We start from the raw sequence: 22672 nt of genomic DNA, 5'->3' as shown, positions 1-22672 counted from the left end.
CTGTGACCGTATGAAATCGAGCATCTGGTCCTGCCTCTCAAGCCCGGAACCTTCGAAATGGACAAACAGGTCGGCGTAACACGGCAACAGTTAGAGGCCGGAACCTGGGGCGACCATATTGCCCGTGATGCCCCTGCCGTCGTTCTCTGGACGGATGAACAGAGGGCGGAAAGTATTCAGGCTACTTTGGAAGTACGCCCGCCGGGTGATGTTTGGGTATTTGCCTACGGCTCGCTGATATGGAACCCAACATTTAAATTTGAAGAAAGTCGCGTCGCGGTCATCAATGACTGGCATCGGTCGTTCTGCCTTTCCGTGTCTGCGGGCCGAGGCACTGTTGAGACACCCGGCTTGGTTCTCGGACTTGATCAGGGAGGGACCTGTGCGGGTGTCGCGTTCCGGATTGCCGAACCAGACCTTGAATCCGAGCTGGCGGTCCTCTGGAAGAGAGAGATGATCACCGGCGCCTACGCTCCACGCTGGCTCGACGTTTTTGATGCCGACGGAGATAGATTTGGCAACGCGATCGCCTTTACGATCGATCACAACAGTCCAAACTATGCCGGGAACCTCGAACGTGAGGTTATTATCTCGCGACTTGCTAGCGCTTCCGGCTTCTTGGGCACGTCCGCTGACTATCTCTTTCAAACAGCAGAGGGGCTTCGAAGTCGTGGCGTGCTGGACGACGAGCTAGACGCTTTGGCTATTGCGGTGACAAAGAGCATGGAGTCTTTGTAGTAAGCCAGGTATGTGACGCGACCTATTTCGGCGTCGTCGGGAAATCCGCTTCAAACCGCTCAAGCAATTCACGATCGCGAGCCGGGAAAAATAGCGAGATAATGGTCGGAGAAACTCGCCGAGCCTCCACATGCCAACGCTTGGCGAAGTCCATGAAGATGGCTTGATCTTCGGTCTCGATCGTAATGATGTGGGCGTTGTCCTGCATCCCAGCGTTTGAGATGCGGAGCGGCGTTTTCGGTTGGGTCATGGACTCGCCCTCTCTCGGGATCTTCTGGCTGCACAGACGACAATCCATTCCAGGCCATCCGTTCAGCGCCCAACGTTTATGACCGCACCGGGTTTCACCCGGCGCGGCCAATTTGATCAGGCAGTGGCACCGTTGTCGATTGTCCACGCAGCGCCGGTCACTGAGCGGGCTTCGAATGAGGCGAGGTAGCCGACGACGTCCGCAACTTCCCCTGCGCTCGCAAAACCGGCAGGGTTGGACATCATACCAATTTGATTTGCTGCCCAAGGCCCATCGGCTGGGTTCATATCTGTATTCGTCGAGCCGGGATGAACAGTGTTGACTGTGATCCCGCGCGGTCCGAGTTCTCGCGCCAGCGCCTGCGACATCACTGCAACTGCTGCCTTTGTTGCGGAGTAGACGCTGAGACCAGGACCTTGGACACGAAGCGCCAGACTGCTGCCAATGAAAATGACGCGGCCGCCATTCGGCATCGTTTTAAGCGCCGCTCGTGTGGCGGCGAAACCGGCACGAACGTTGATCGCGAACGCGCGGTCAAATTCGGCATCGGTCGTATCGCCAATCAAGCCAGTCGGGAACACGCCAGCATTGTTGACCAGGATATCGATGGGACCGAGTAATTCTCCGGCTTCTGAAACGGCCTTGTCGACCTGCACAGGATCCGCGCTGTCCGCCATAATGGCAACAGCTTTCCCGCCGTTGGTCTCGATGGCCGATACCACGGCCTCAGCTGAAGCCTTGCCGGTCACGTAGGTGATAGCGACAAGAGCACCGTCTGTTGCCAATTTCTTCGCAATAGCGGCTCCGATGCCACGGCTACCGCCAGTGACAAAAGCCACTTTTCCAGTGAGTTTGCTCATTAGATACTCTCTTATTGTTTTGAATACGGGGGCCATGGCGCTCGAAGCCATGACTGACTTTAGGCGTCGCGTGGAATTCAGATCGCCGGGCGTCTGGTTCGACGGAGACAGAGATAGCCCGCCGCAATCGCGACCAAGAACAATACGCCTTGCGAGACGATGACGGGCGGTTCGTTCCCGACCGGAGCCATCGCGTGAAGACACGGCACCTTCTGGAAACTTTGAACGATAAAGACAAGACAGTTGAAGTACAGGAGCGCGAGTGAGCCGACTACGTAGGAAAGGCCCCAAAGACGGGTGCTGCTTTTCCGAGCGCTGGCAGCGATTGTCCCTAACAGAATAACGGCGTTCAATGCACCGATTACGATTGCTGGGGTAACGCCGTGAAACGTAAACAAGAACCCGGTGAGCAGATTGGCGGCCGTAGAGACCAGGAAGACGAACTTTATGGAGTAAGGATCGTCGCCTTTGGTAAAAGCGACCGTCAGCCGAACACCGGAGACGAGAGCGATCACGCTGATCAAGACATGGAGAATTGTGAAATCGAAAAGGAAGTCCATTGGAGTCTCCAACCGTCAAAAACGCCCATTTTCTGGCAGCTTTTGGCAGCGGGCACACTCATACAAAGGTGCTAGACGAGGACCGGCACCAAACTTCGGTTGGCAGGTGGCCCAGCAGCAATGGGCTGCAAGGCAACAAATCTGCCCGCGGTTCCCAATTCATAGTGGGCTTTTTCAGTTGCAGATTATAGCTGGGATGATGTCTGAGATGATGAGGGTCAATTGGCAAACACCATGGCATTGTCATCGCGGAAGTGATGGGATGTGTCTTCCATCAAGTACGATGGCTACGGATTACCCTTCATCGATTTGTCGCCCCAGAGACATTTCATCGGAGGGCTTTGTTCACCGCCCCGAAAAGAAGTCGGGATTGCCGGACAATGTTCGAATTCTCGAAAAGAAAACATTTCGAGTTTCGAAGCATTTCTAGTCCAGAAGTTAGGGGATTTCTGTCAGAAGTTAGTGGATTGCGTATATTAGCGACCTCGACAAATCAACGAATCCAAAGTGTTGACCCCCCTCCCGAAAACTCGGAATCTAAGGAATCTTTGCCTGTTGACCTTGAGGTCGAAAGCGGCAATCAAACTGCCGAAATCACATCGGACGCGATCTCGTCGATAACGTCAGCGGGTGGCCTTGTAGCCGCGTTGATGTTCAGCGCTAGATGGTGAACGCCGACGTCTCTCATTGCCTGCAGGGCTTCGATCAGACCTTGGCGACCGGTCCTAATGCCAAGATTGATAGGTTCAGGTCGCGACTGGGCGTTTTCAACCAGTTCGAGCGCCATTGATTGCCCAAATCCCCTAAAATCTTCGGTGACCTTACCGACGGCAGCATGCCAAAGCGCGATCCGATCCTTTTGTGCATCTAGTTCTCGGTAATAGGTCATCCAACCAATCGAGTGCCGGGCAATCCACTCCAGCGACTGCGATGACGAGCCGACAGCAAGCATTTGGACCGGGGTGTCGACACGAGGTCTAATGCTAAACTCCGACCGGATCCTGCCGTCTACCCCGGCGACTGCCTGACCGTCGCCCAGTGCGACAGCCAGCTGCTGCCAGTGGTCTCGGAAGACCAGCTTTCGCTGCTCGATGTCCTGGCCGAAAACCTCGTACTCCGTCGGGCGATCCCCGGAGCCAAGCCCCAACGTGAAGCGACCCCGCGAAAGGGCTTGGACGGAAAGTGCGGATTTTGCGATATGCAAAGGGTGGCGGAGTGGCAATACGATCGCCCCAGTGGCCAGTCGAATTTGCGACGTGGTAGCGGCCAACGCTCCGAGTAGCACCCAAGGATCGGAATGTCCGATTGGATCGGGATACCCCTCACTATTTAGGGGGACGTCCCTCACCCACAGCGACCCGAAACCTACCCGATCTGCTCTCGCGGCCAGTGAAAGTTGAGTCTCAAATTCGAAGTCCGAACGGATTCTTCGCTGAGCTGGCAAAACCAAGCCCAGGCTCAAGCGTTCCCTATTAAACAACATATCTCTGCTCATAATATAACCGTGGACTATTGGATGGGGATAGCTGCGTTCGGAATCAAGGGCGGCAAGGCAGGCAGGAAGGAAGGAAGAACGGTCGATCGGCCCTCCTTTACAGAACGGCCGATTTCGCTTGGGATCAGGTTCTGACTGAAAATGCTACGTCAACCGTCGCCTTGATGCTGTTAGAGTACGGGCAAATGCTGTGCGTCGCTTCAACGAGGTGCTGGGCATCGGCCTCCGTCATGCCGGGCAGATAGACGTCCAGAGCTGCGGTGATACCAAAACCACCCTCTGTGCGCGGCCCCATGCCTATTGTAGCGGACACTGTCGAGCCACCAGGAACCTTCGTCTTCAGCTGCTGAGCACCGACTCGAAGTGCGCCAAGAAAGCATGCCGAATAGCCGAGCGCGAAAAGCTTCTCCGGGTTCGCTCCATCACCACCGGGGCCGCCCAGTTCCCTTGGGATAACGAGGTCGAATTCGAGCGTGCCATCAGCCAAAGCAGTATGGCCATCGCGGCCGCCGCCCGTTGCTGTTGCACTGGTTTTATATTTCGCATCGACGGTCATCTGTTATCTCCATGTGTGGATGGCAAAGCCATGAGTGGGCGCCAGCGGCCAAATCGCGGCATCGCAGCCCTTGCAATACCCACGGTCCTTCGCCGATTTGCAATTCATACCCAGGTGCTATTGACGGACAGCGACGGACTGCCCTGCTCGACGGCCGACCGGATTACCACCTTATGCCGAACAATCGTCGACCGTCACGAACGCTGTTCGAAATGTCGAGAATTCAATTTTCGGCATTTCGAACAGAGGCCGCCGAACACCGAAGTTCATTCCGCTCGGCGAATAATGGCCGCACAATTCATCCTTGCTCGCAAGCTGTCCCTTTTACTTCGAAGGCATTCGGTTGCTTCGCGGGGTGGGGTCGGGACGACACTCCTGGAGGCGCTTCGTCAGCGGTGTCGGGAGTTGACAGTATCAAGTGGCGACACATTAGAAAGGCGAATGGTGCATTGCAAGTTGCCTCCAAGCGCAACCAAAGAGGTAGTGCGTCCACTCTTCATTTAGCTTCGCGCCCTCCGACGACGCCTCACCTTCTGCAGAAACCATTATAATCAGTCGTCTTGACAGAGACGTCTCGACACGACCATACATGATAACTATCAGGTTTGAGGAATTACCGGGAGGTTCGCATGTTGCTTAATTCAAGCAAGAAGTCGTCGCGTCAGAAGCTTCTTTTCACCGCTCTCGTGGGGCTGCTCTCAGCAACCGCACCCCTGGCTCCCGCTTTCGCCGGGGCGATCAATCAGCCAATCAGCGTGTCGCAAATACCGACCGTCTATTCGTTCAAGGTCGGCGCTGCCAAGATTTCCGCGCTCTCCGACGGCACGGCAGCCCTTGATCTCCATAAGCTGCTGAAGGGCGCCTCCGAAAAGAAGATCGACGACCTTCTGGATGGTGACTTTCTGGCAAACCCGGTACACACATCGATCAATGCGTACCTTGTCCAGATCGGAGATCGCAAGCTTCTCATCGACACCGGAACCGGTGATTTGTTCGGTCCCGAAACTGCAGGGAAGCTACCAGGGGCTCTCGCCGCGATTAACGTAGCTCCAGCCCAGATCAGTGACGTGCTCATCACGCATGTTCATACTGATCATATAGGCGGCCTCGTGCGAGGCGGTAAAATCATGTTCCCCAACGCCACGGTTCATCTCGGACAACCAGACCTAGACTTCTTCCTTCGCGACTCGGGATCTGGCGCGGATGCCTCTCTTAAAAAGGAGGCATCCGAAATGCTGGGACCTTATGACAAGGCTGGCAAGGTCAAGGGCTTCACGGGCACAGCAGAAATCGCGCCAGGCCTCACGGGCACTGTTCATCCTGGGCACACTCCTGGAAGCGCGTTTTACACCCTCGACAGCGAAGGGCAGAAGATTATTTTCGTGGGGGACATTGTTCACTCTGCCGTCCAGTTTCAGAACCCGGAAATCACAATCATTTTTGATACCGACCAGAAGGTAGCTGAGAAGACGCGCGAGGCTGCATTCAAGAGCATCGCGTCCGAGCGTCAGTTGATTGCGGCTCCCCACCTACCCTTCCCCGGTGTCGGCTATATCAAGCGGGCAGGCAAGGCCTACGAATGGGTCCAGCTCAATTACGCGGACTGGCCGTCTAAATAGGGACGCTTCGAATGTGGTCCGCTTGTCGATATTGCAATCGGACCCGTCACAAGCGAAAGCGAGCCATTTCGCCTGAGTGCTATAAGAAATGGTGCAGTGGCAGTTCTATAGAATTTATTGGCACGGCTTTGATCAGCGTTGCAACGAGTGACCGCAAAGCCCCTGACGGAAGATTGCTGACCAACGCCTTCCGGACAGGACCAATCACCTACTGGTTTCGGCTTCGTTCCAACTTATTGCAAACTTTTTTCTTCAACTGTAGTTTGTGGATGCAGCAGGCGGGGGCGTCGTATGTCGAAAGTCGTTCGGTTCGTGTCATCGGCGATTCCTATCGGCTTAGCGCTGATAGCCATAGTCATAGCATTCACGCTCAGCGCTTGGATCACGGCCGTTAAGGTAACTGGCGATCCACAAGATCCTGTCATAGAGATCGAAACGCCATGCCATGGGAAGTTCAACAACGTGGCATTGACGCAAGCGCAGCTCGATCAGGTGATTGCCGACCACGCAGTTTGGTTGGGAAACGCCGCCTTGGCCAGACAACAACTTACGCCCAAAGTAGGCCCCCCATATGATCGGGTCGCCGCCCATAACACAGAGGAAAATTTCGCCCGTGAAGGCTATGCCAGCCCGATGCCGCCTTCGATAACCGGCGAAAGTTTCGAATACACGCAGGATGGAAGAGCCGACCTTTGCGGAGCAAGGATCACGGGCCTTTCTTTCAAGGCCGCAGACCTGAGATACGCTCGAATGATGGGCGCACGTATAGTCTCTTCAGAGATAGTTGGCGTGGACCTTCGGTGGTCGAACCTTGAAATGGCCGGGATGTGGCAGCTAAGGCAAACCGGCTCGACGCCGGGTGGCAGTTTCTACGGAGCCAACCTAAGGGGAATACAGATCTATGAAAGCGACTTCCGGAATTGGGACTTCTCGGAAGCGATAATGCGGTTTGGCAATTTGGACAACGATGACTTCTCAAATACTTCATTCGACAGTGCTGACTTGAGCGGTGCAACAATGCGTAACGTCGATCTTGATGGCGCGGCGTTTCCTAAGGCCAAATTGGCGAAGCTTAATCTAAATATCCGATCTGGGCATTTGCCACAGGTAGAATCGCTGCGGGATGCAAAGGATCTGACGTCAATCTCAAGCTACGGAGGCTCCGAGGCGACATTGGCGGACCTAAGAAACAAGCTCGACGCGGCGAAGCTCAATGTCCCGGCTGCGGAAATCAATTACGCATTGAATAACGAGAGGAACGCGTATGAGTCGGCCGCGCGTGATAATCGTGCCTATGCCATGCAAGGCTCGATAAACTGGCTCCTCTTTGGCGTTCCCTACGCCTACGGTTTAAGACCCGAACGACTCGCGCTATCAGGCGGGCTAGTAGCTGGAATCTTTTCGTTGTTCTACGCTTTCTGCATCTCCCGATCGCCGCATAGTCGGCACGCTATCTGGGTATTTAGACCAAAGCCGCCAGAGCTGATAAATAAAGATCTTGCCAAGCGGCCAGTTAAGCTGACGAGCCAGAACTGCAATCCCCTCCTCCTCGGTGCTTGGTTCAGCATTCTTTCGGCCTTTAGGATTGGCTGGGGCCAGATCAGCGTCGGTGAGTGGATCGCTCGCTTGCTACCTGTAAATTACGAGTTTCAAGCAACGGGTTGGCCGCGAACAGTGGCTGGTATCCAGTCACTCGTCAGCGTCTATTTGCTAGCTCTTGTCATTTCCAAATACCTTGTATGAGCAAATGCTCTGAAGTTCGACGAGCCGTGGGCATCCGAGAAGTTTGAAGTGGGATCCGGGGCGGCTGTAAAACTATGCTACGGAGGATGGCGGAACGCCGCTCAAAGGTAACCGATGTGCGGCTCACACATTGCCTACACGACATGGTCGAGAATTCAGGATCGGTATCATCTCGAAAACCTATACGAGGCCGAAGAATGTCTCAGAAAATTTGGCGGAGCGGCGGAACACCGGTTACCATCGCGATAAGCGCGGCAGCGATTGTTACCAGCGGAACGTTCGGAACAGAGGCCACATCGGATATCGCATACTGTGGCACTGCGGCAGGGTAAATCAGTGCGTCACTGATGCCCCAAGATTGACCAAAAGACATCCGTTGCCGACCTCTATTTGTGTCAGAAGGTCCGCTCTCATCTCCGCACTGATAACCACTTTAAAGTGTCGCCAATGTTGGCTTTTGACGTGTGCAGGCATCGCCGCACCTTCTCGCAAAAAAAGCGTTATTTCAGGGGCTTCGTACGATTTGTAGACGCAAATCCTCAATGGCTCACATCCCGGTTTGCAGTGAAAATATTGTGCACTGCAAAAAGAAAATTGGCAAATATTCTTTTGCCGGGTAAGTCGAAGCAGGCCGGATTTCCTGCGGCGATAATGCCTAAGCGCACAGCCAAAGTCATCTATCGGAGCTAATCGCATGCAGCGAAACAGATAATCCTGTGCGTGCCGATGCCAGTCCTTTGCGAATCGATTCAACTTGAGGAATATATTGTCAGAGGCGATATGGGGCGTCAGTTGCAATGGAAATTTCTCAACATAACAAACGACTGGGATACATCAGTGATCACGAAACTGAGGTCGACCTCCTTCGGAATGAAGCAATTGCTGGAACGATTATCAACATCATTACAGATGGTGATGACCGACCTCTGACGATTGGAGTTCATGGATACTGGGGTGCCGGAAAGTCATCTGTTCTCGAGATGATCGCGTCCCGGTTCGCCGAAAAAGACAACGTGACACTTTAACTTTGCGCACAAACGGACATTTCAACTTCCCCGCCACATTGAATGTAGCCGCAAAGTTAAAGTGTCCTGTTTCTGCTGAAAAAATGAAGGTAGAACGGGCCAAACTGAGCGAGTTCGAGCCGATAGCGAAGCAAGAATGAGATAACTGAGAATCTTGACTGGACTCCCTCCCCTCGGTCACCGCAGAACAGCCACCGCGTATAGTCTTGACCATCACAAATTTGAGTTTTCGCTGCGCCGGAATAAGAACGGCAAGAATCCGCCGATGACGTGAACGGCGTCCGTCCAGAGTCTGCTCGACAGGTCGAATTCGATCGGTCGGCAGCGGTACGGTCGGCGGCGGCCTTTATCCTGCAAATTGTGATGTCACCAACCAGGAGAACCCCGAATGCCTCATGATTTCCTCGTCACCGGCCCCGAAGACGCCAAGATCAATATCGTCCTCGCGCATGGGGCGGGTGGTGCGATGGACACGACGTGGATGGAAACCATGTCTGCAGCGCTGTCCGATAAAGGCCTGCGGATCGTCCGGTTCGAGTTCGATTACATGGCGGCGCGACGATTTTCAGGAAAGCGGGCGCCACCGCCCCGCGCAGAAGTCCTCAAGCATGAATTCGAAGCCGTGATCGACGAACTCGGTTTGGAGGGAACGATCGTCATCGCGGGTAAATCGATGGGTGGCCGCGTGGCGAGCATGATCGCGGACGACATTCGCGATGCGAGAAAGATCTCCGGGCTGCTCTGCCTTGGATATCCGTTCCATCCGATTGGGAAGCCTGAAAGCCTGCGGACCGCTCATCTCGAGGAGATGAAGACGCCTTCCTTAATCTGTCAGGGAACTCGGGACCTCTTCGGATCGCGGGAGGAAGTTTCCAGCTACAAGCTCTCCGACAAGATCGAAATTCTCTGGCTTGAAGACGGAGACCATGACTTCCGTCCACGAAAGGCTGTGTCCGGGATCACGGTTGTCGATCAAGTCGCAACCGTTGCCACTCACGTGGTTCGCTGGGCGGCGGCGTTGCATTAGTCAACGCCACCGTATTCGTATTTCACCCAATTCGCAGGCAGCCATAACCGTTGCGGCAAACGATCAGCGACAAGACTATGTCCGTGCAACTTTGACGAAGGCGGCGCGACTTGCTCGGCTAATCCGGGCAATGAAAGCCGGGAGATTAGACCCTCAGCCCGACCCTGACCTAGATGTGGAATACTTCCTGTCGCAAATATCCGGCATTATGGAGCAAGTGCCACAAGATCGGTAACCTCTTACGCCATCAACTGGGCCTGACCGAAGGAACATCTGTTCGAACGCACTTGCCAGTCGACAAAACCGGCTACCATTCCTAAATGGGGAAGACGTTAACGACTGAAATATGCGCCATGGCCGTCCTAACCGTCCTTGGTTTTCTTGCGAATGAGACGCTGAAGTGTGGCCGTGGGTGGTTCACCGTCGCGAAACGGTTCCTCTCCGTATCGAATGGCGCTGCGCGCGATGATGTCAACAGCGTCGTCGGGCAGCGATAGGATTCCGCGCAGCACGAAGTTCTGTTGCTTCGGCTTGTCGCGCCATAATTCTGACCAAGCCTCTGCGAGTTCGCTGGTGCGGCCGGCATGTTCGATGGCCCTTACCAGTTCTGCGGCCTGCATGCGGTCCTTGCTATCCTTTCCCGACTCACCCGATAGACCTCGCATCTGGCTGATGGTCACCTTGTGGAGGGCATACCTAACTGGATCGGGCACTACGACAGCCACACCGTCTTCATATAGGAGTGCAGAACGGATCGGTTTTTTGATAAGGAACTCCATCAGATCGAGTGGCTGAAGAGCTGCGCCCGGCATAATCGAAATCGATACTGGCGCTCTACCATCGCGGTCTGAGTTCTTGTGAGCCGTCAGGAGGTCAACCTTGTAGTTGCTGGCGTTCTCGTAGCGCGTCGGCTCAGTGGTCGGATAGCTAGGATTGAGCTTTGGCGCGAACGACGCATCGACCGATTTGAGAATATCCTGAAAATCCTCCAGCATTTGGCCCGTGTGGCTCACGTGAAGCGCGATTTCGCGGTCTTGGGCAAGGTCGATGTCCTGCGTGCGGTGGAGGTCACCACTCAATTTGACACCAAGAATCCCGCCGTAGGCCTGGTATGCCACTGATCCAACGAGAATCGCGCCGGCTTGAAACAGGCCGGCTTTCTGGAATGCCTGCGCCAGTTTTCCTTCCATGGGATCGGGTACCGGAAGGCCCGATCGGCGCAGCATAGAGGCTGCCTCCTTCTGCAGTTTGTGACGTGCATGTTCGTGGCCATGTCGTTCGACAAGCGCGTCTACATCAGGATCGCCGACCAACCCGGCGTAGCTCGTTCGTCTGCCGCTAGGTGCAGTCGGGTCGCGCATGATGTGATACCAATACTCCTTCCCCACGCGCTTCAGTTTATGAAATGTCCCATTTGCGGGAAAGTGGGCGTTGAACGCTTTCTCATGTGCGTTTTCAACGAGATCCGCAAATGCGATGTTCAACGAAGGTGCAAGAGGTCGCATGTCATTCCTTGCTAGTCATTTGGCAAATGTTTAGCAAACCTATTGCTAGTCATTTGCCAAATGACTAGCAAGCGGAATTATATTGGTCGTTTGAAAACTTTTTCAAATATCTGTCCTATACAGCGGTCAACTCTCTTCCGCCTCACTGTTTGTGGCACAGCCAGTCCTTGAGTTTGGCGAAGAGGTTGACAACGACGCCGAAGCAGAGCGGCGACGTTGTCGTCCACGTCGAGCAGGCAAGCGAGATCGCGTGCAAGCTGTGTTCGGAACACAGGATCGGCCGGGCACCGAACAGTCGCTTTTGGGAGGAACTTCTTTTTCGAGGCTTGCCGAAAGACTGCGTCGAGGTATGCCTTATTGGCGAGAGTCTTGTCGAACATCTGAGAAATTCACGATACGAGAAAACCGTTGCCGCTGGCGGAGAGGCGCGAGGTGGTTACCGTATCGTGGATATTCGCAGGTGCTGTCTCACATTGGAACAAATAGAGAACAAGTCGTAGGGAGTCAATAGGCTCGGCGCGAGGCGATCTGGACCTCCTTACGCATTGCCGAGCGCGTTTTTGACAAGGACGACATGAGTGTCATCGCGCGCGACCCAGCGAGCCCTTAGCCATCCTTTGATGTTCTAACCTCTGACGAACCGATAGGCCGAACCGTTCCGCTCGACATAACCGACGCCCGGATATGTCCAATGGTATCCGAGTATCCGCAGCTTCTCTGTTGCGGCTTTGTCCAACAACGCGGCTCTATTGGTCAGCGCGACTTCTGGCTCGGTATCGAATCCAAAGTGCCACCGGGGGTTCTCAAAGGAAATGATGTTGTTCGGAATGACGTCACCCGCGATCAACAGGTTCCCGTCCCCAGACAACTCCAACGATATGTGCCCCGGCGTATGCCCTCGCGTACTGACCACCTTCATTCCCGAAACGATCTCATCCCCCGGTCTTACCATCGTCAGTTTATCCTTGACCGCAAATAAGTCGCGCTGGGCGCCGCGCGCGAAGTCATGGAGCACATCCGGCATCTTCCTTTCGTAGTCGGGATCCGTCCAGAACGACCACTCGGCCTCGTTGACGTAATACTGCGCGTTTGGAAATAGGAGAAACCCGTCGTCCTTCGTGGTCCCGCCGGAGTGGTCGGGATGAACGTGAGTGAAGACGACCTTTGTGATCGATGCTGGATCGACACCGATCAACGACAGATTATCCGCGAGCCGGCCGTCGCTGGATTGGAAGTTTGCGCCTGCTCCGGTGTCAATCAGGATCAAATCGCTTCCCCAGCGGATGAGTGGAATGTTCGTTTGAAGGGGCGCGCTGTCTGTATCTCCACCGAGCCGGCCGAGAATGCTGCTCATCTCTTCTGGAGTGCCGTCGGGCGCCAGGATACTCGATGGCAGGGTGATGAAACCGTCGCTGAGAATAGTGACGTCGAAGAGACCGTGCTTCAGTTTGTGGAAGCCACCAGCGAGGACACCGGGTGGAAGTTTCTCGTTATCTCTGGTCATCTCGGTCTCCTTGGTCGAGTATCGGATGCAGGATGCGGCAAATGGTTTTGGGGGTTTGCCGCCTCTCTCTCATCGAGGCGCGAGTGTTTTCCTGTGAGTTCTGGTTAGGAAACGTCGCTGCCAATCGGGCCGCAGTCATTCTCAACGGGGATGCAAGAGGCCCGCTGCCACCAGCGTAAACGAAAACGCGCTCCCATCGGGCTCGTTGGGAGTAGTCCACAGCCGACCTCCATGTGCCTCGATGATCGAGCGGCAGATGGAAAGTCCCATACCGAGACCTTCCGGCTTCGTGGTGAAGAACGCGTCGAAAATTTGATCCACTTTTGAAGCGTCGACGCCGGGTCCGCTGTCGGCGATCGTCACCATGATCTTCCCGCCGCCCGAATTTTCCGAACGCACCCGAAGTCGACGAGGCTTCCCTTTTGTCGAAGCGACCGCTTCGACCGCATTGAGGATCAAATTCAGGACGACCTGTTGCAATTGGATTCGGTCTCCAACCGCCGATCCGGAACCTGCATCCAGCTCCTTGTCGAGGGTGATCCCGTGCCGCTGTAGTTCGCCGCGGGTTAGAAGGAGGACATCTTCGATCAACGAGTTGATATCGACCTCCTCCATGGTCAACGGCGACTTCCTCGCCAGCGCGCGGATGCTCGTAATCACGTCTCCGGCGCGATGCCCGTCCCGGATGATACGCTCGACTGCCAGCCGGGCCTCCTCGACATCGAGCTGGTCGTCGGTTAGCCAGCGCAGACAGGTCGCTGCGTTCATCACGATCGCCATCAAAGGCTGGTTGACCTCATGCGCGATCGACGCGGTGAGCTCGCCCAACGCCGTCAGTCGTCCCGCACGGGCCAACAGTTCCTGAGCCTCCTCGATCCTCTTGAGATCGTCGATATCCGTGCTCGTGCCGACCCACTTTAGGATTGTCCCACCTTCGTCCCGCACAGGCCTTACCCGCACGAGAAAAGAGCGAGAAACACCGTCGTGTCGAATAAGTCGTAGCTCTGCCTCGCCAGCATTTCCTGTCTCGAGACACTCGGTCCATTTCTGGAACGCCTTTTCTCGGTCTTCTGGATGGAATGACTCTATCCACGCTTCTCGGGCCCACGCCGGAGTCATTCCGGTATAGTCGTGCCATTGCTTATTGAACACTGGATTGAGGCCTTCGGGACTGATGTGCCATGCCAATGCCGGGATCATATCGTACGAAAGGCGAAGTTCCTCGGCCACGAGTCGGGCCTGCTCCTGGGTTTGTTGCGCCTCGCGATACAACGAGGCGTTTTCGAGCGAAATTGCCGCCTGGGAGGCAAGGAGCTGAAGGACGGCCACCTGGCCCTGGGTGAACAGATGGGACGACAGGTCGTTTTCGAGATAGAGCACTCCGACCAGTTGCTTCTGCTTCACCAGCGGAAGGCAGAGGATCGAACTTGAACCTGTCTCTTCGACGTAGGGATCCGCTGAAAACAGCTCGGCGCTCCGGGCGTCGTCGAGAAGTACGACCTCCTGTGTTCTGGTCACGTAGCTGAGGATCGTTTCCGGTAGCTTCCTCTCGAACCCCTCGAACCTGACCGAAACGCCCTCGTCATCGGTGAGCGCTTCGGCGACGATACTCATCTCGGCTCCTTTCGGAAGGAACAGCAGTCCGCGGACCGCACCGGAGTGTTCAACGACATTGATCATCAGACGCTCGACGAGGCGGTCGAGAACGATCTCGCCGGATACGGCCTGAGACATCGTCAGTACGGCGGCCATATCAAGGTGCTGCACCTCGAAGCCAGGCGTCATCCTTTTCCCGTTGACGTCCGGGTTGAGACCTGGATTTGCCTGATCGAGCTGCCGGACCTTTCCATGAGCGCCCCATGCCAGATAGCAGGACCGCGCGTTCCGCAGGAATGCGATCGCGCTCGTCTTCAGGCCACGTTCCTCGCAGAACCGCGACGCCAGTTCGTTCGCCATGGCTTCGTTTTGAATGAAGCCGTACTGCCTCGCCGAGCGAACGGCTTCTTCATAAAGCCCGAGGGCTTCGATCTCGCGGTTTTCGAGACGTGCGACTTCTGCAGCGACAAGCGCGCGGCGGTTGCCATGGTTCTCCGGCCCGCTATCGGCCCATGTCTCGATCTGTTTCTGGTGCCGCCTTATCGCCTCGAAGTGCTCTCGCTGATCCTCGCCTGCTGCGGCCTCGCAGACGGCCGCATGGATAAGCGCGGCGTAGAAATGGTATTCGGCAATGTCGATGAAAGACCTGGTGGCCAGAGCGACGGCACGAGCTTCGCTCTCCGCCTCGATCGCCGAAGGGTAGTCGCCCGCAACATATCGCGCCTGCATCTGTTGGATCCAAAACCATGCGAGCGGAAGGACGAGTTGCGCGCCAGCGTCCTGCAGATGTTGCTGGTAGCACGCCTTCTCAGGAAGCACCGAGCCACCCGGCGTCTCCGGACCGCCTCGACCGCGCAGCTCGCGAATAAGAAGTAGCTGGCCGATCGCTGAGTCCGCGGCAAGGCTGAACCCCGTCCTTTGTGCTGACGCCAGGAACCGTTCGGCCTCCTCCTCCACCAGTGCCAAGTCGGCGCCTGCGACCAATAGATGCGAAACCAGCATTTGGGCGGTCGTAACGACAAAGACTAGATCGCCCGCCGCGACACCCACCTGCATGGCTTTCCTGCTGAATTTTTCCGATATGCGAAGAGATTTTGTCCAGGGAACGACGAAGCAGGCGTAGCAGGTGTAGGTCCGCGTCTTGAAGCGGTCCATCCCGTGCTTGTCGACCAGAGCTAGGCCCACATCGCCGAAGCGGCCGCCGGAATCGTAATCGCCGAAACGAAGCCCCAGCGCCACCATGATAGACACGTAGGCATAACAGGAGGCGTCGCAATTGCCGTGCTGCAGGCTTAGCGAGACCATCTGTGTATATATGAGGTCTTCGAGATTGCCGTCGGTCAAGATGGCCGGAAGGATTGTGTATGCGAGGACATCCATCGCGGCGAGCCAGTCGGGGTCGGTCATTCTTGGGAGGTCTGCGAGATCTTCGATCGGACGGTCCGCAAGCAGCCCGCGCAACGCCTCGATCGCCGCCTGCAGCTCTTGTTCGGTCGGATGGGGAGACCACTCAATGCCAAAGTCGCGAAGATAGACGAGAGCGACGTCGACCGCCTTCGCCTGATCTCCGAGCGTAACATAAAGCGACGACCGGAGGCGCACCACCGCCGCGCCGTCAACGAGGTTTCTGGCACGCAGAGACAATTCGAGAAGATGGTCTTCGGCGACTGCGTGATCGCCGGTTAGGTACTCGCATTCCGCTCGTTGGAGTTCGAGTGCGAATATGAGGTCATAGCGCGTTTCCCAGTGCGACGGTTTCAGAAGTCCCAGACCTGTCCGGAAATACCTCAGCGCCGACGGGTAGGCGACGGACGTTTTTGCGCAGATCCCGGCTTCCAAGAAGAGTTCGGCCACCTGCTCGCGTTCGCCGTCCGAGGTGACCTGTCCAAGTCCTCGGCCGAATTGATCGATCACCTCAAATATGTGCTCTCGGACACCCGCTGGGGTCAGGTTCGACATCAACGCCCGCCCGATCTGGACATGGGCGACCGGCCTGTCGGTTGCCGTCACCAACAGGTAGGCTGCTTCCTGCACCCTGTCGTGAGCGAAGACGAAACCGTCGTCGACACGCAGCAGGAACCTGGCTTGAACTGCCTCCCAGAGGATCGCGACGATCTGTCTTTTGGCCTTGCCGGATACGATGTTCAAAGTCGCCAGCGAAGCCCCGCTTCCGAGACAGGCGAGGAGCTTGACGGCCTCCAGCGTCAGATGAGGGAGGCGGATTAGTTTAGACGCCACAAGCTCGGCCACGTTGCCGGTGATGCGCGTGTTTTGAATACGGTCGACGTCCCATCGCCACCTGCCCTCGCCGGCATTGAACACGACCAGCCCTTCCTCCTCCATGGAGGACAAGAACTGCAGCACGAAGAAAGGATTGCCTTCCGTCTTGTCGACCACAAGTCTTGCCAAAGGCCCGACGGAGCGGGCGTCCGATCGCAGCATGTCGGACAGTAGATGCTGGAGGTCCAGGGGCGTCAACGGACCGAGCCTCAATTCTTCAAGTTTGCCCAGGCTCTCCCGCATTGCGTTCCGCGTCGCACTGAACGGATGTTGCAGCGGAACCTCGTCGTCGCGATAGGCGCAGATGAGAAGCAGATTTCTCACCTCTGGATCGAGAGTGATCGTTTCGACGAGCTCGATAGTGGCAGAGTCGAGCCACTGGACATCGTCGATGAACAACGCCAACGGTCGTTCCGGACGTGCGAAGACCGCAAGGAACCGCCGGAAGACGAGGTGGAACCTGGCTTTGGCCTCGTGAGGCTGAAGATCGGGGGCCGGCGACTGCTCGCCGATGATCAGGACGAGTTCCGGAACAAGGTTGATCATCAGCCGACCATTCGGCCCCAAGGCTTCGGAGAGCTCCTTCCGCCAGCGCTCCAGGTCGGCGTCGCCGAAACTGAGGATCTGACGGACAAGACCTCGGAACGCCTGCGCGACCGTCGCATATGGAATGTCGCGCGTGTACTGGTCGAATTTGCCGGATGCGAACAGGCTGCCCGTCTGCGCCAGCGAATTTCGCAGCTCATGCACGACGGACGATTTTCCGACCCCTGCCGGACCGGAAACCAGCACGACCACGGTCGCGCCTTGCGATCTTACACGATCGAAAGCCGCCCGGATGGCGCCCGTCTGACGTGCCCGACCATATAGTCCTTCAGGGACTCGAAGACGGTCTGCAGCGTCACCGGAGGCCACTTCAAACTCTTCGATGCGACCGGTCGAGTTCCAGCTGCCGAGGCATCGCTGGAGATCGGCTTCGAGACCCGCCGCGGTCTGATATCGGTCCTCCGGCCTTTTGGCGAGGAGCTTCAGGACGATGCGCTCGAGGACGGGTGGGATGACCTCGTTTCGCTGGCGCAGAGGGATCGGCCGCCGCGCGACGTGCGAATGAACCCATTCCATTGCATCGACGGCTACGAACGGCAGCTCCCCCGTGAGCGTCTCGTAGAACACCGCGCCAAGGGCGTACAGATCGCTACGGGGGTCCACCGACCGCTTTATCCGGCCTGTCTGCTCAGGGGCGATGTAGGGCAGCGAATTCAGATGGCCGCTCTGGAAACCTCCCGATGCTTCGCTCACGGTCCCAACTGGTACCGCCTTGCCGAAGCCGGTGAGCTATACCTTACCAGAGGCGTCGGTGAGCACGTTGGCAGGTCTGAGATCCCCGTGGACGAGCCCTCGAGCGTGGACTTTCCTCAGGGCGGTGGTGACATTGATCGCGAAGGAAAGGAAAAAACCGGTGTCGAAGGCCTCTCCCTTGGAGTTGCTCAACGGCATGCCGCCGCCATCCGTTAGCAGGAGGAACGCCTGTCCGTCGTGACTTTCGAGTGCGAGCGGTTTCGCCGCCCAGCCGAGATCGAGCCGATCTGCAAGAGACATTTCGGCTTCGAAGCGCTGTAGTCCCCCATGTGAGGAATCGGCCGAAACCGAAGCCTTCATAAGGACGGAGGTGTTTCCATCCTCGGAGATGCCGCGGTAAAGAACGAAGCTGTCGTCCTCCAGGAGAAGCTGGCGCTGGTATCGAGACATGTCCATCACGATGCTCCGATCGGCCTTGCTTCGAGCCGGCGCGCGATACTAGAACATTCGACGGTGCCGATGCAAAAAAATCCGGCGTCGACGACGAAGAGGACGCGCCTATATTTGCGCCGATCCACCGTCTGCAAAAAGCTCGCATCCGTTGACGAAGCTGCTTTCGTCCGAAGCGAGGAACAGCGCGGCATTGGCGATTTCCCGAGGATCGCCCATTCGTCCAAGCGGAATACCGGCCAAGGTCAGCCGCATCATCTCCTTCTTCATTTCCTCCGACGTCGCCAAATCGTGCCAGCCGGGCGTCGACGTCGCGCCGGGCGCAAGCACGTTCACCCGGATGCCGCGCGGCGCGAGATCGAGTATCCAGTTCCGGGCGAAGCTGCGGATGGCGGCCTTCGTCGCGCCGTAGACGCTGAACGCCGGAATGCCCGTCGACGCAGCCGTCGAACCGGTCAGGATGATGGACCCGCCATCTTTCAGCAGCGGCAGGGCCTTCTGAACGGTGAAGAGCGTGCCTTTGACGTTGATGTCGAAGGTCCGGTCGTAGTGCTCCTCGGTTATTGCGCCGAGCGGTGCGAACTCTCCTCCTCCAGCGTTTGCGAACAAGATGTCCAGATGGCCGGCCTCAGCCTTCACGATTTCATAGAGACGATCGAGATCGCCGAGGTTGGCAATGTCGCCTTGGATGCCTCGGGCGCTCCCACCGACTTCGCGGACGGCCGCGTCGAGTTGCTCGCTACGCCGGCCGGTCATGAAGACCCGAGCGCCCTCCTCTGCAAATAGCTTGGCGGCTGCGAGGCCGATGCCGCTGTTGGCGCCTGTGACGACTGCAATTTTTGCCTGGAGCCGCATGTTGATCTCCTATGTCCGCTTGATCGGCTACGATGACCAGACGGTACTCCTTGCGTCTATGCGAGGCTAAGGAGTTGCAGGAAGAGCTTGTGAGTTTGCGTTAGAACGTATGCGCGGCGGCTCGGCGGATGCTAGAGACGGCAACCGCCGCAAGCGTTGCGGGGCCGATTGCCGGCCCCGCTTGCGTGTCATCCCTTGATGAACGCCAGGATGTCCGGGTTCAGCACTTCGGGATGCGTCGACAGCATTCCATGCGGATATCCATCGTAGGTTTTCAGAGTCCCGTTCTTCAGAAGCTTGACCGACAGAAGGGCGGCGTCCCGGTAGGGGACGATCTGGTCGTCGGTGCCATGCATTACGAATACCGGCACCTCGATCTTCTTCAGGTCTTCGGTGAAGTCCGTCTCCGAGAACGCCTTGATGCATTCGTAGTGTGCGTTAGCGGCACCCATCATGCCCTGCCGCCACCAGTTGTTGATCAGACCTTGAGAGATCTTGGCGTCAGGACGGTTGAAGCCATAAAAAGGTCCGGTCGGAACGTCGATGTAGAACTGCGCGCGGTTGGCGGCGAGCGCCTTGCGCAACCCATCGAAGACGTCGATCGGCAGGCCACCGGGGTTCTTGTCGGACTTCAACATGACCGGAGGGACAGCGCCAGCAATGACCGCTTTGGCAACCCTCCCCGGCTTTGCCCGGGCGACGTAGTGCACGACCTCGCCTCCTCCGGTGGAGTGACCAATGTGGACCGCGTTCCTGAGATCGAGAGCTTCCGCCACCTCGGCGACGTCGGCTGCGTAGGTGTCCATCTCGTGACCAGTTCGGCTTTGCGAGGACCGGCCATGACCGCGGCGGTCATGCGCGATGACCCTGAATCCTTCCCCAAGGAAGAAGAGCATCTGATTGTCCCAGTCGTCGCCGCTGAGCGGCCATCCGTGGTGGAAGACGATCGGCTGCGCGTTCTTCGGGCCCCAGTCCTTATAGAAGATCTCGGTTCCGTCCTTCACCTTCACAGTACCCATGAACTTGTTCTCCGTTGTTGATTGTTTCGATTTGGTGGCGGCTGAAGCCGACTGACCGACTGCCAGTACGAACGCGGTGGCGGATCCTGCAAGAAGGGCGTCTCGTCTCGTAAGGGAAATAACTGACGACGATGTCATCGGAAGAACCTCCAGTTCGTGGCTCGCGTCTACGGCAATCCGCGCATACCGGCCGCCTCGTAAAGCGGCACGATTGTCGCGTGGTGATAGCAGCCGGTCTTTCGAAAACGTCTGTTTTGATTAGCACTGCCAGCTAGGCGAGATAGCCGCCGTTAACGTCCAGATCCGACCCCGTCACGTAGCTCGCGGCCGGGCTTGCAAGGAATACGATGCCGGCCGCCACTTCCTCTACAGTCGCGATCCGTCCGAGGGCATGAAGGTCCAGGATGCCTGCGGGCAGCTTGTCTTCCGAACCAGCCAGCATGTCGGTGGCCATGATCCCCGCCTGGACAACGTTGACGGTTATCTTTCGGGGACCAAGATCACGCCCGACGCCCGTCGTGTAGCCGATCAGGGCTGCCTTGGTGCCCGCATAGTCCGCAGTTCCAGGAAAGCCCGCGCGCGTGCCCACGCCGGAACCGACCGAGATGATGCGCCCGCCCTCAGGGAGAACCTTCGACGCCGCTCTGATGTTGGCGACTACGCCGTTCACGTTGATCGCCCACTGCCGGTCCATTGCCAAGTTGTCGATCTCCGGATCATCAATCCTTGCCCCCTGCCACGCGACGGCGGCGTTGTTCACAAAGGATGTCCAGCTTTCCGAGATGCTCGACCACTTTTGCGATGAGGTCCGGCGGTCGACGGATCGCCGTGGTCCGACTGTATCGCCACGGCGCGGAGGCCGCGCCGTTCGATCTGCGCGACGACGGCCTCCGCACGCTCCTTCGATTTTTCGTAGCTAATCGCGACGTCCGCGCCCTCGTCGGCGAGAGCAAGCGCTACCGCAGCGCCGAGACCAAGGGAGCCGCCCGTCATAAGCGCCACTTTTCCGTTAACAGAATTGCTCATCGGCTTCTCCTTTTTAAGAATGGGATGAGGTGCCTTTCTGTTCGCGAGTCGCCGTCGGACAGCCGCCGCAGGCCTCGTCGATGATCGCCTGCTGGATCGCATCAAATCGGGCCGCGAGTTCGCGCTTGACTCCAAGTTCTTCGAACATCTCCGCCATCGGATGGAACGCAACGGCGGAACTGCACCCGGGCAGCTCCCGGACGAGAATTCGCAATGGCAGATCGAGGGCGGTCAGCGGCGTGTGCAGCATGACTGGCGTTCCCGCCTTCGGATTGCCGTAGACGATTACACGCGTCTCCGGCATCGACAGCCCGTTATCTCGTGCGGCCTTCGCGTGATCGATCTCCGCGAACACTGTCATCCCAGCCTTCCCGATCGCATTTGTGACCGTTTTCAGCGCCTCCTGGAAGGCGTGCGTCGTGCGGTGCTCGACGGCTTTTGAACGCATATGCAATCCCCTATTCTTCGCCAGCGTCGTCCCCACGGGACAGTTTCCCCTCCTCGGCCTTGTAGAAATACTGGCTAGCGACAAGCCACCCCCTTGAGCGGGCGCAACGGCGGGATGCACGTCAGGATCATGAATGGCCCCGTCACAAAGATCTGCGCCCAGATCGAGGCGTGGTGCGCGACCGCGAGCCAGACTGCCAGCAGCACGGTCGGAACGGAGGCGAAACAGATCACGAAGAACGCAGGCCCGTCGGCGGGATCGGCGAACGCATAGTCAAGACCGCAGACCTCACACTCCTTGCGTAATGTTAGGAAGCCGCTAAACAGATGACCTCGACCGCATCGCGGGCACAATCCGCGAACGCCCGTCTTGAGTGGTGACAGCGGCGGATACTTCTGATCCATGCCCGCCCCCCTTTCGTTGCCTCTCACGCATAAGGCACTCGTTCCATTCGCCTGTCGAGAGGCATCCAGCAACCGGCGTCCGCTATCGTACTTTAACGAAATCGGGCTGCCGCTTGCCCATATCTCGGGGCCTGCTACTCTGCTTGCCGGGGACCACCTCTGGCGAACATCGTCATGGACACAACATCAGGCTTGCGAATGCTCCGAGCGCTGCCCGTCGATGCGGACCGCGATGGTATAGCCGATGCGCTCGCGGCCGCCTGTCTTGAGTTCGGCGGGGTCGGCCGGGCGGAGGTAGTCTTCCTCACAGAAGACGGTCCCGCACCGTTCACTTCGTCGGTTATGTCCTCGCTCCGGGGAAACAAAATGCCGGTCGCCACGGCGGGCGAGAATGGTTCCCGTCTGCCCCATGA

Annotated in this window: 18 protein-coding genes and 2 pseudogenes; 5 read left to right on the top strand and 15 right to left on the bottom strand. The window is 57.3% G+C overall.

Annotation, left to right across the window (positions count from 1 at the left end):
• Positions 1-57: 57 nt before the first annotated feature.
• The gene (locus tag FHT28_RS25350; RefSeq protein WP_168597652.1) at positions 58-738 is read left to right on the top strand and encodes a gamma-glutamylcyclotransferase; all 681 of its coding nucleotides are present in this window, start codon (positions 58-60) and stop codon (positions 736-738) included.
• A 22-nt stretch (positions 739-760) separates the two neighbouring features.
• Here the strand turns inward: FHT28_RS25350 and FHT28_RS25345 are convergent, their stop codons facing one another.
• From FHT28_RS25345 to FHT28_RS25325, 5 genes are all read right to left on the bottom strand, one after another.
• Entirely contained in the window at positions 761-1036 is a 276-nt protein-coding gene (locus FHT28_RS25345) for a hypothetical protein (RefSeq protein ID WP_168597651.1), read from the bottom strand.
• Between the two features lie 68 nt (positions 1037-1104).
• On the bottom strand, positions 1105-1848 hold the full coding sequence (locus FHT28_RS25340; protein ID WP_168597650.1) for an SDR family NAD(P)-dependent oxidoreductase: 744 nt from the start codon (positions 1846-1848) through the stop codon (positions 1105-1107).
• A gap of 77 nt (positions 1849-1925) precedes the next feature.
• A complete protein-coding gene (locus tag FHT28_RS25335; protein WP_168597649.1) occupies positions 1926-2408 on the bottom strand; it encodes a hypothetical protein in 483 nt (160 codons plus the stop codon).
• 580 nt (positions 2409-2988) lie between these two features.
• Positions 2989-3891, bottom strand: coding sequence for a TIGR03571 family LLM class oxidoreductase (locus FHT28_RS25330; protein WP_168597732.1), 903 nt, complete (start codon positions 3889-3891; stop codon positions 2989-2991).
• 136 nt (positions 3892-4027) lie between these two features.
• Entirely contained in the window at positions 4028-4459 is a 432-nt protein-coding gene (locus tag FHT28_RS25325) for an organic hydroperoxide resistance protein (protein ID WP_168597648.1), read from the bottom strand.
• A gap of 629 nt (positions 4460-5088) precedes the next feature.
• Here FHT28_RS25325 and FHT28_RS25320 point away from each other — a divergent pair.
• The 4 genes from FHT28_RS25320 (at position 5089) to FHT28_RS25305 (ending at position 9873) form a co-directional block, all read left to right on the top strand.
• Positions 5089-6078 (top strand): MBL fold metallo-hydrolase, encoded by a 990-nt coding sequence (locus FHT28_RS25320; protein ID WP_168597647.1) that lies wholly within the window; start codon positions 5089-5091, stop codon positions 6076-6078.
• Positions 6079-6369: 291 nt separating this feature from the next.
• Entirely contained in the window at positions 6370-7821 is a 1452-nt protein-coding gene (locus FHT28_RS25315) for a pentapeptide repeat-containing protein (RefSeq protein ID WP_168597646.1), read from the top strand.
• Positions 7822-8618: 797 nt separating this feature from the next.
• Positions 8619-8846 (top strand): P-loop NTPase fold protein, encoded by a 228-nt coding sequence (locus tag FHT28_RS35895; RefSeq protein ID WP_210255861.1) that lies wholly within the window; start codon positions 8619-8621, stop codon positions 8844-8846.
• A 388-nt stretch (positions 8847-9234) separates the two neighbouring features.
• Entirely contained in the window at positions 9235-9873 is a 639-nt protein-coding gene (locus tag FHT28_RS25305; protein ID WP_037201667.1) for an alpha/beta family hydrolase, read from the top strand.
• 362 nt (positions 9874-10235) lie between these two features.
• On the opposite strand, the gene FHT28_RS25300 is transcribed toward FHT28_RS25305, so the two are convergent.
• From FHT28_RS25300 to FHT28_RS36355, 10 genes and pseudogenes are all read right to left on the bottom strand, one after another.
• Complete coding sequence (locus tag FHT28_RS25300; protein ID WP_168597645.1) at positions 10236-11378, bottom strand: GSU2403 family nucleotidyltransferase fold protein; 1143 nt, start codon at positions 11376-11378, stop codon at positions 10236-10238.
• A 625-nt stretch (positions 11379-12003) separates the two neighbouring features.
• The gene (locus FHT28_RS25295; RefSeq protein ID WP_168597644.1) at positions 12004-12882 is read right to left on the bottom strand and encodes an MBL fold metallo-hydrolase; all 879 of its coding nucleotides are present in this window, start codon (positions 12880-12882) and stop codon (positions 12004-12006) included.
• 141 nt (positions 12883-13023) lie between these two features.
• Positions 13024-17967, bottom strand: coding sequence for an AAA family ATPase (locus FHT28_RS25290; RefSeq protein WP_348645016.1), 4944 nt, complete (start codon positions 17965-17967; stop codon positions 13024-13026).
• A 126-nt stretch (positions 17968-18093) separates the two neighbouring features.
• Complete coding sequence (locus tag FHT28_RS36360; protein WP_246704939.1) at positions 18094-18513, bottom strand: serine/threonine-protein kinase; 420 nt, start codon at positions 18511-18513, stop codon at positions 18094-18096.
• 102 nt (positions 18514-18615) lie between these two features.
• Entirely contained in the window at positions 18616-19368 is a 753-nt protein-coding gene (locus FHT28_RS25285; protein ID WP_197072860.1) for an SDR family oxidoreductase, read from the bottom strand.
• 182 nt (positions 19369-19550) lie between these two features.
• Entirely contained in the window at positions 19551-20381 is an 831-nt protein-coding gene (locus FHT28_RS25280; protein WP_168597643.1) for an alpha/beta hydrolase, read from the bottom strand.
• A gap of 271 nt (positions 20382-20652) precedes the next feature.
• Positions 20653-21407: pseudogene (locus tag FHT28_RS25275) on the bottom strand (SDR family oxidoreductase).
• A 13-nt stretch (positions 21408-21420) separates the two neighbouring features.
• Positions 21421-21891 carry a DUF302 domain-containing protein gene (locus FHT28_RS25270; RefSeq protein WP_348645015.1) on the bottom strand — a complete coding sequence of 157 codons (471 nt, stop codon included), beginning with the start codon at positions 21889-21891 and terminating at the stop codon, positions 21421-21423.
• Positions 21866-22259, bottom strand: a pseudogene (locus FHT28_RS25265) (DUF983 domain-containing protein). The gene FHT28_RS25270 and the pseudogene FHT28_RS25265 overlap by 26 nt, the downstream one beginning before the upstream one ends.
• A 186-nt stretch (positions 22260-22445) precedes the next feature.
• Positions 22446-22670, bottom strand: a complete 225-nt coding sequence (locus FHT28_RS36355) for a hypothetical protein (RefSeq protein ID WP_246704938.1) — start codon at positions 22668-22670, stop codon at positions 22446-22448.
• Positions 22671-22672: the final 2 nt, after the last annotated feature.

Source organism: Rhizobium sp. SG570, assembly GCF_012275345.1.
Lineage (GTDB): Bacteria > Pseudomonadota > Alphaproteobacteria > Rhizobiales > Rhizobiaceae > Rhizobium > Rhizobium lusitanum.
This window is presented reverse-complemented; position numbering and strand designations above follow the sequence as displayed.

Bases quoted from the DNA above. Each gene is read 5' to 3' on its own strand.
- FHT28_RS35895 (WP_210255861.1), top strand. From the start codon at position 8,619: ATGGAAATTTCTCAACATAACAAACGACTGGGATACATCAGTGATCAC.
- FHT28_RS25320 (WP_168597647.1), top strand. From the start codon at position 5,089: ATGTTGCTTAATTCAAGCAAGAAGTCGTCGCGTCAGAAGCTTCTTTTC.
- FHT28_RS25325 (WP_168597648.1), bottom strand. From the start codon at position 4,459: ATGACCGTCGATGCGAAATATAAAACCAGTGCAACAGCAACGGGCGGC.
- FHT28_RS25295 (WP_168597644.1), bottom strand. From the start codon at position 12,882: ATGACCAGAGATAACGAGAAACTTCCACCCGGTGTCCTCGCTGGTGGC.
- FHT28_RS25345 (WP_168597651.1), bottom strand. From the start codon at position 1,036: ATGGATTGTCGTCTGTGCAGCCAGAAGATCCCGAGAGAGGGCGAGTCC.
- FHT28_RS36355 (WP_246704938.1), bottom strand. From the start codon at position 22,670: ATGGGGCAGACGGGAACCATTCTCGCCCGCCGTGGCGACCGGCATTTT.
- FHT28_RS25335 (WP_168597649.1), bottom strand. From the start codon at position 2,408: ATGGACTTCCTTTTCGATTTCACAATTCTCCATGTCTTGATCAGCGTG.
- FHT28_RS25305 (WP_037201667.1), top strand. From the start codon at position 9,235: ATGCCTCATGATTTCCTCGTCACCGGCCCCGAAGACGCCAAGATCAAT.
- FHT28_RS25330 (WP_168597732.1), bottom strand. From the start codon at position 3,891: ATGTTGTTTAATAGGGAACGCTTGAGCCTGGGCTTGGTTTTGCCAGCT.
- FHT28_RS25280 (WP_168597643.1), bottom strand. From the start codon at position 20,381: ATGGGTACTGTGAAGGTGAAGGACGGAACCGAGATCTTCTATAAGGAC.
- FHT28_RS25300 (WP_168597645.1), bottom strand. From the start codon at position 11,378: ATGCGACCTCTTGCACCTTCGTTGAACATCGCATTTGCGGATCTCGTT.
- FHT28_RS25315 (WP_168597646.1), top strand. From the start codon at position 6,370: ATGTCGAAAGTCGTTCGGTTCGTGTCATCGGCGATTCCTATCGGCTTA.
- FHT28_RS25340 (WP_168597650.1), bottom strand. From the start codon at position 1,848: ATGAGCAAACTCACTGGAAAAGTGGCTTTTGTCACTGGCGGTAGCCGT.
- FHT28_RS36360 (WP_246704939.1), bottom strand. From the start codon at position 18,513: ATGGACATGTCTCGATACCAGCGCCAGCTTCTCCTGGAGGACGACAGC.
- FHT28_RS25350 (WP_168597652.1), top strand. From the start codon at position 58: ATGGACAAACAGGTCGGCGTAACACGGCAACAGTTAGAGGCCGGAACC.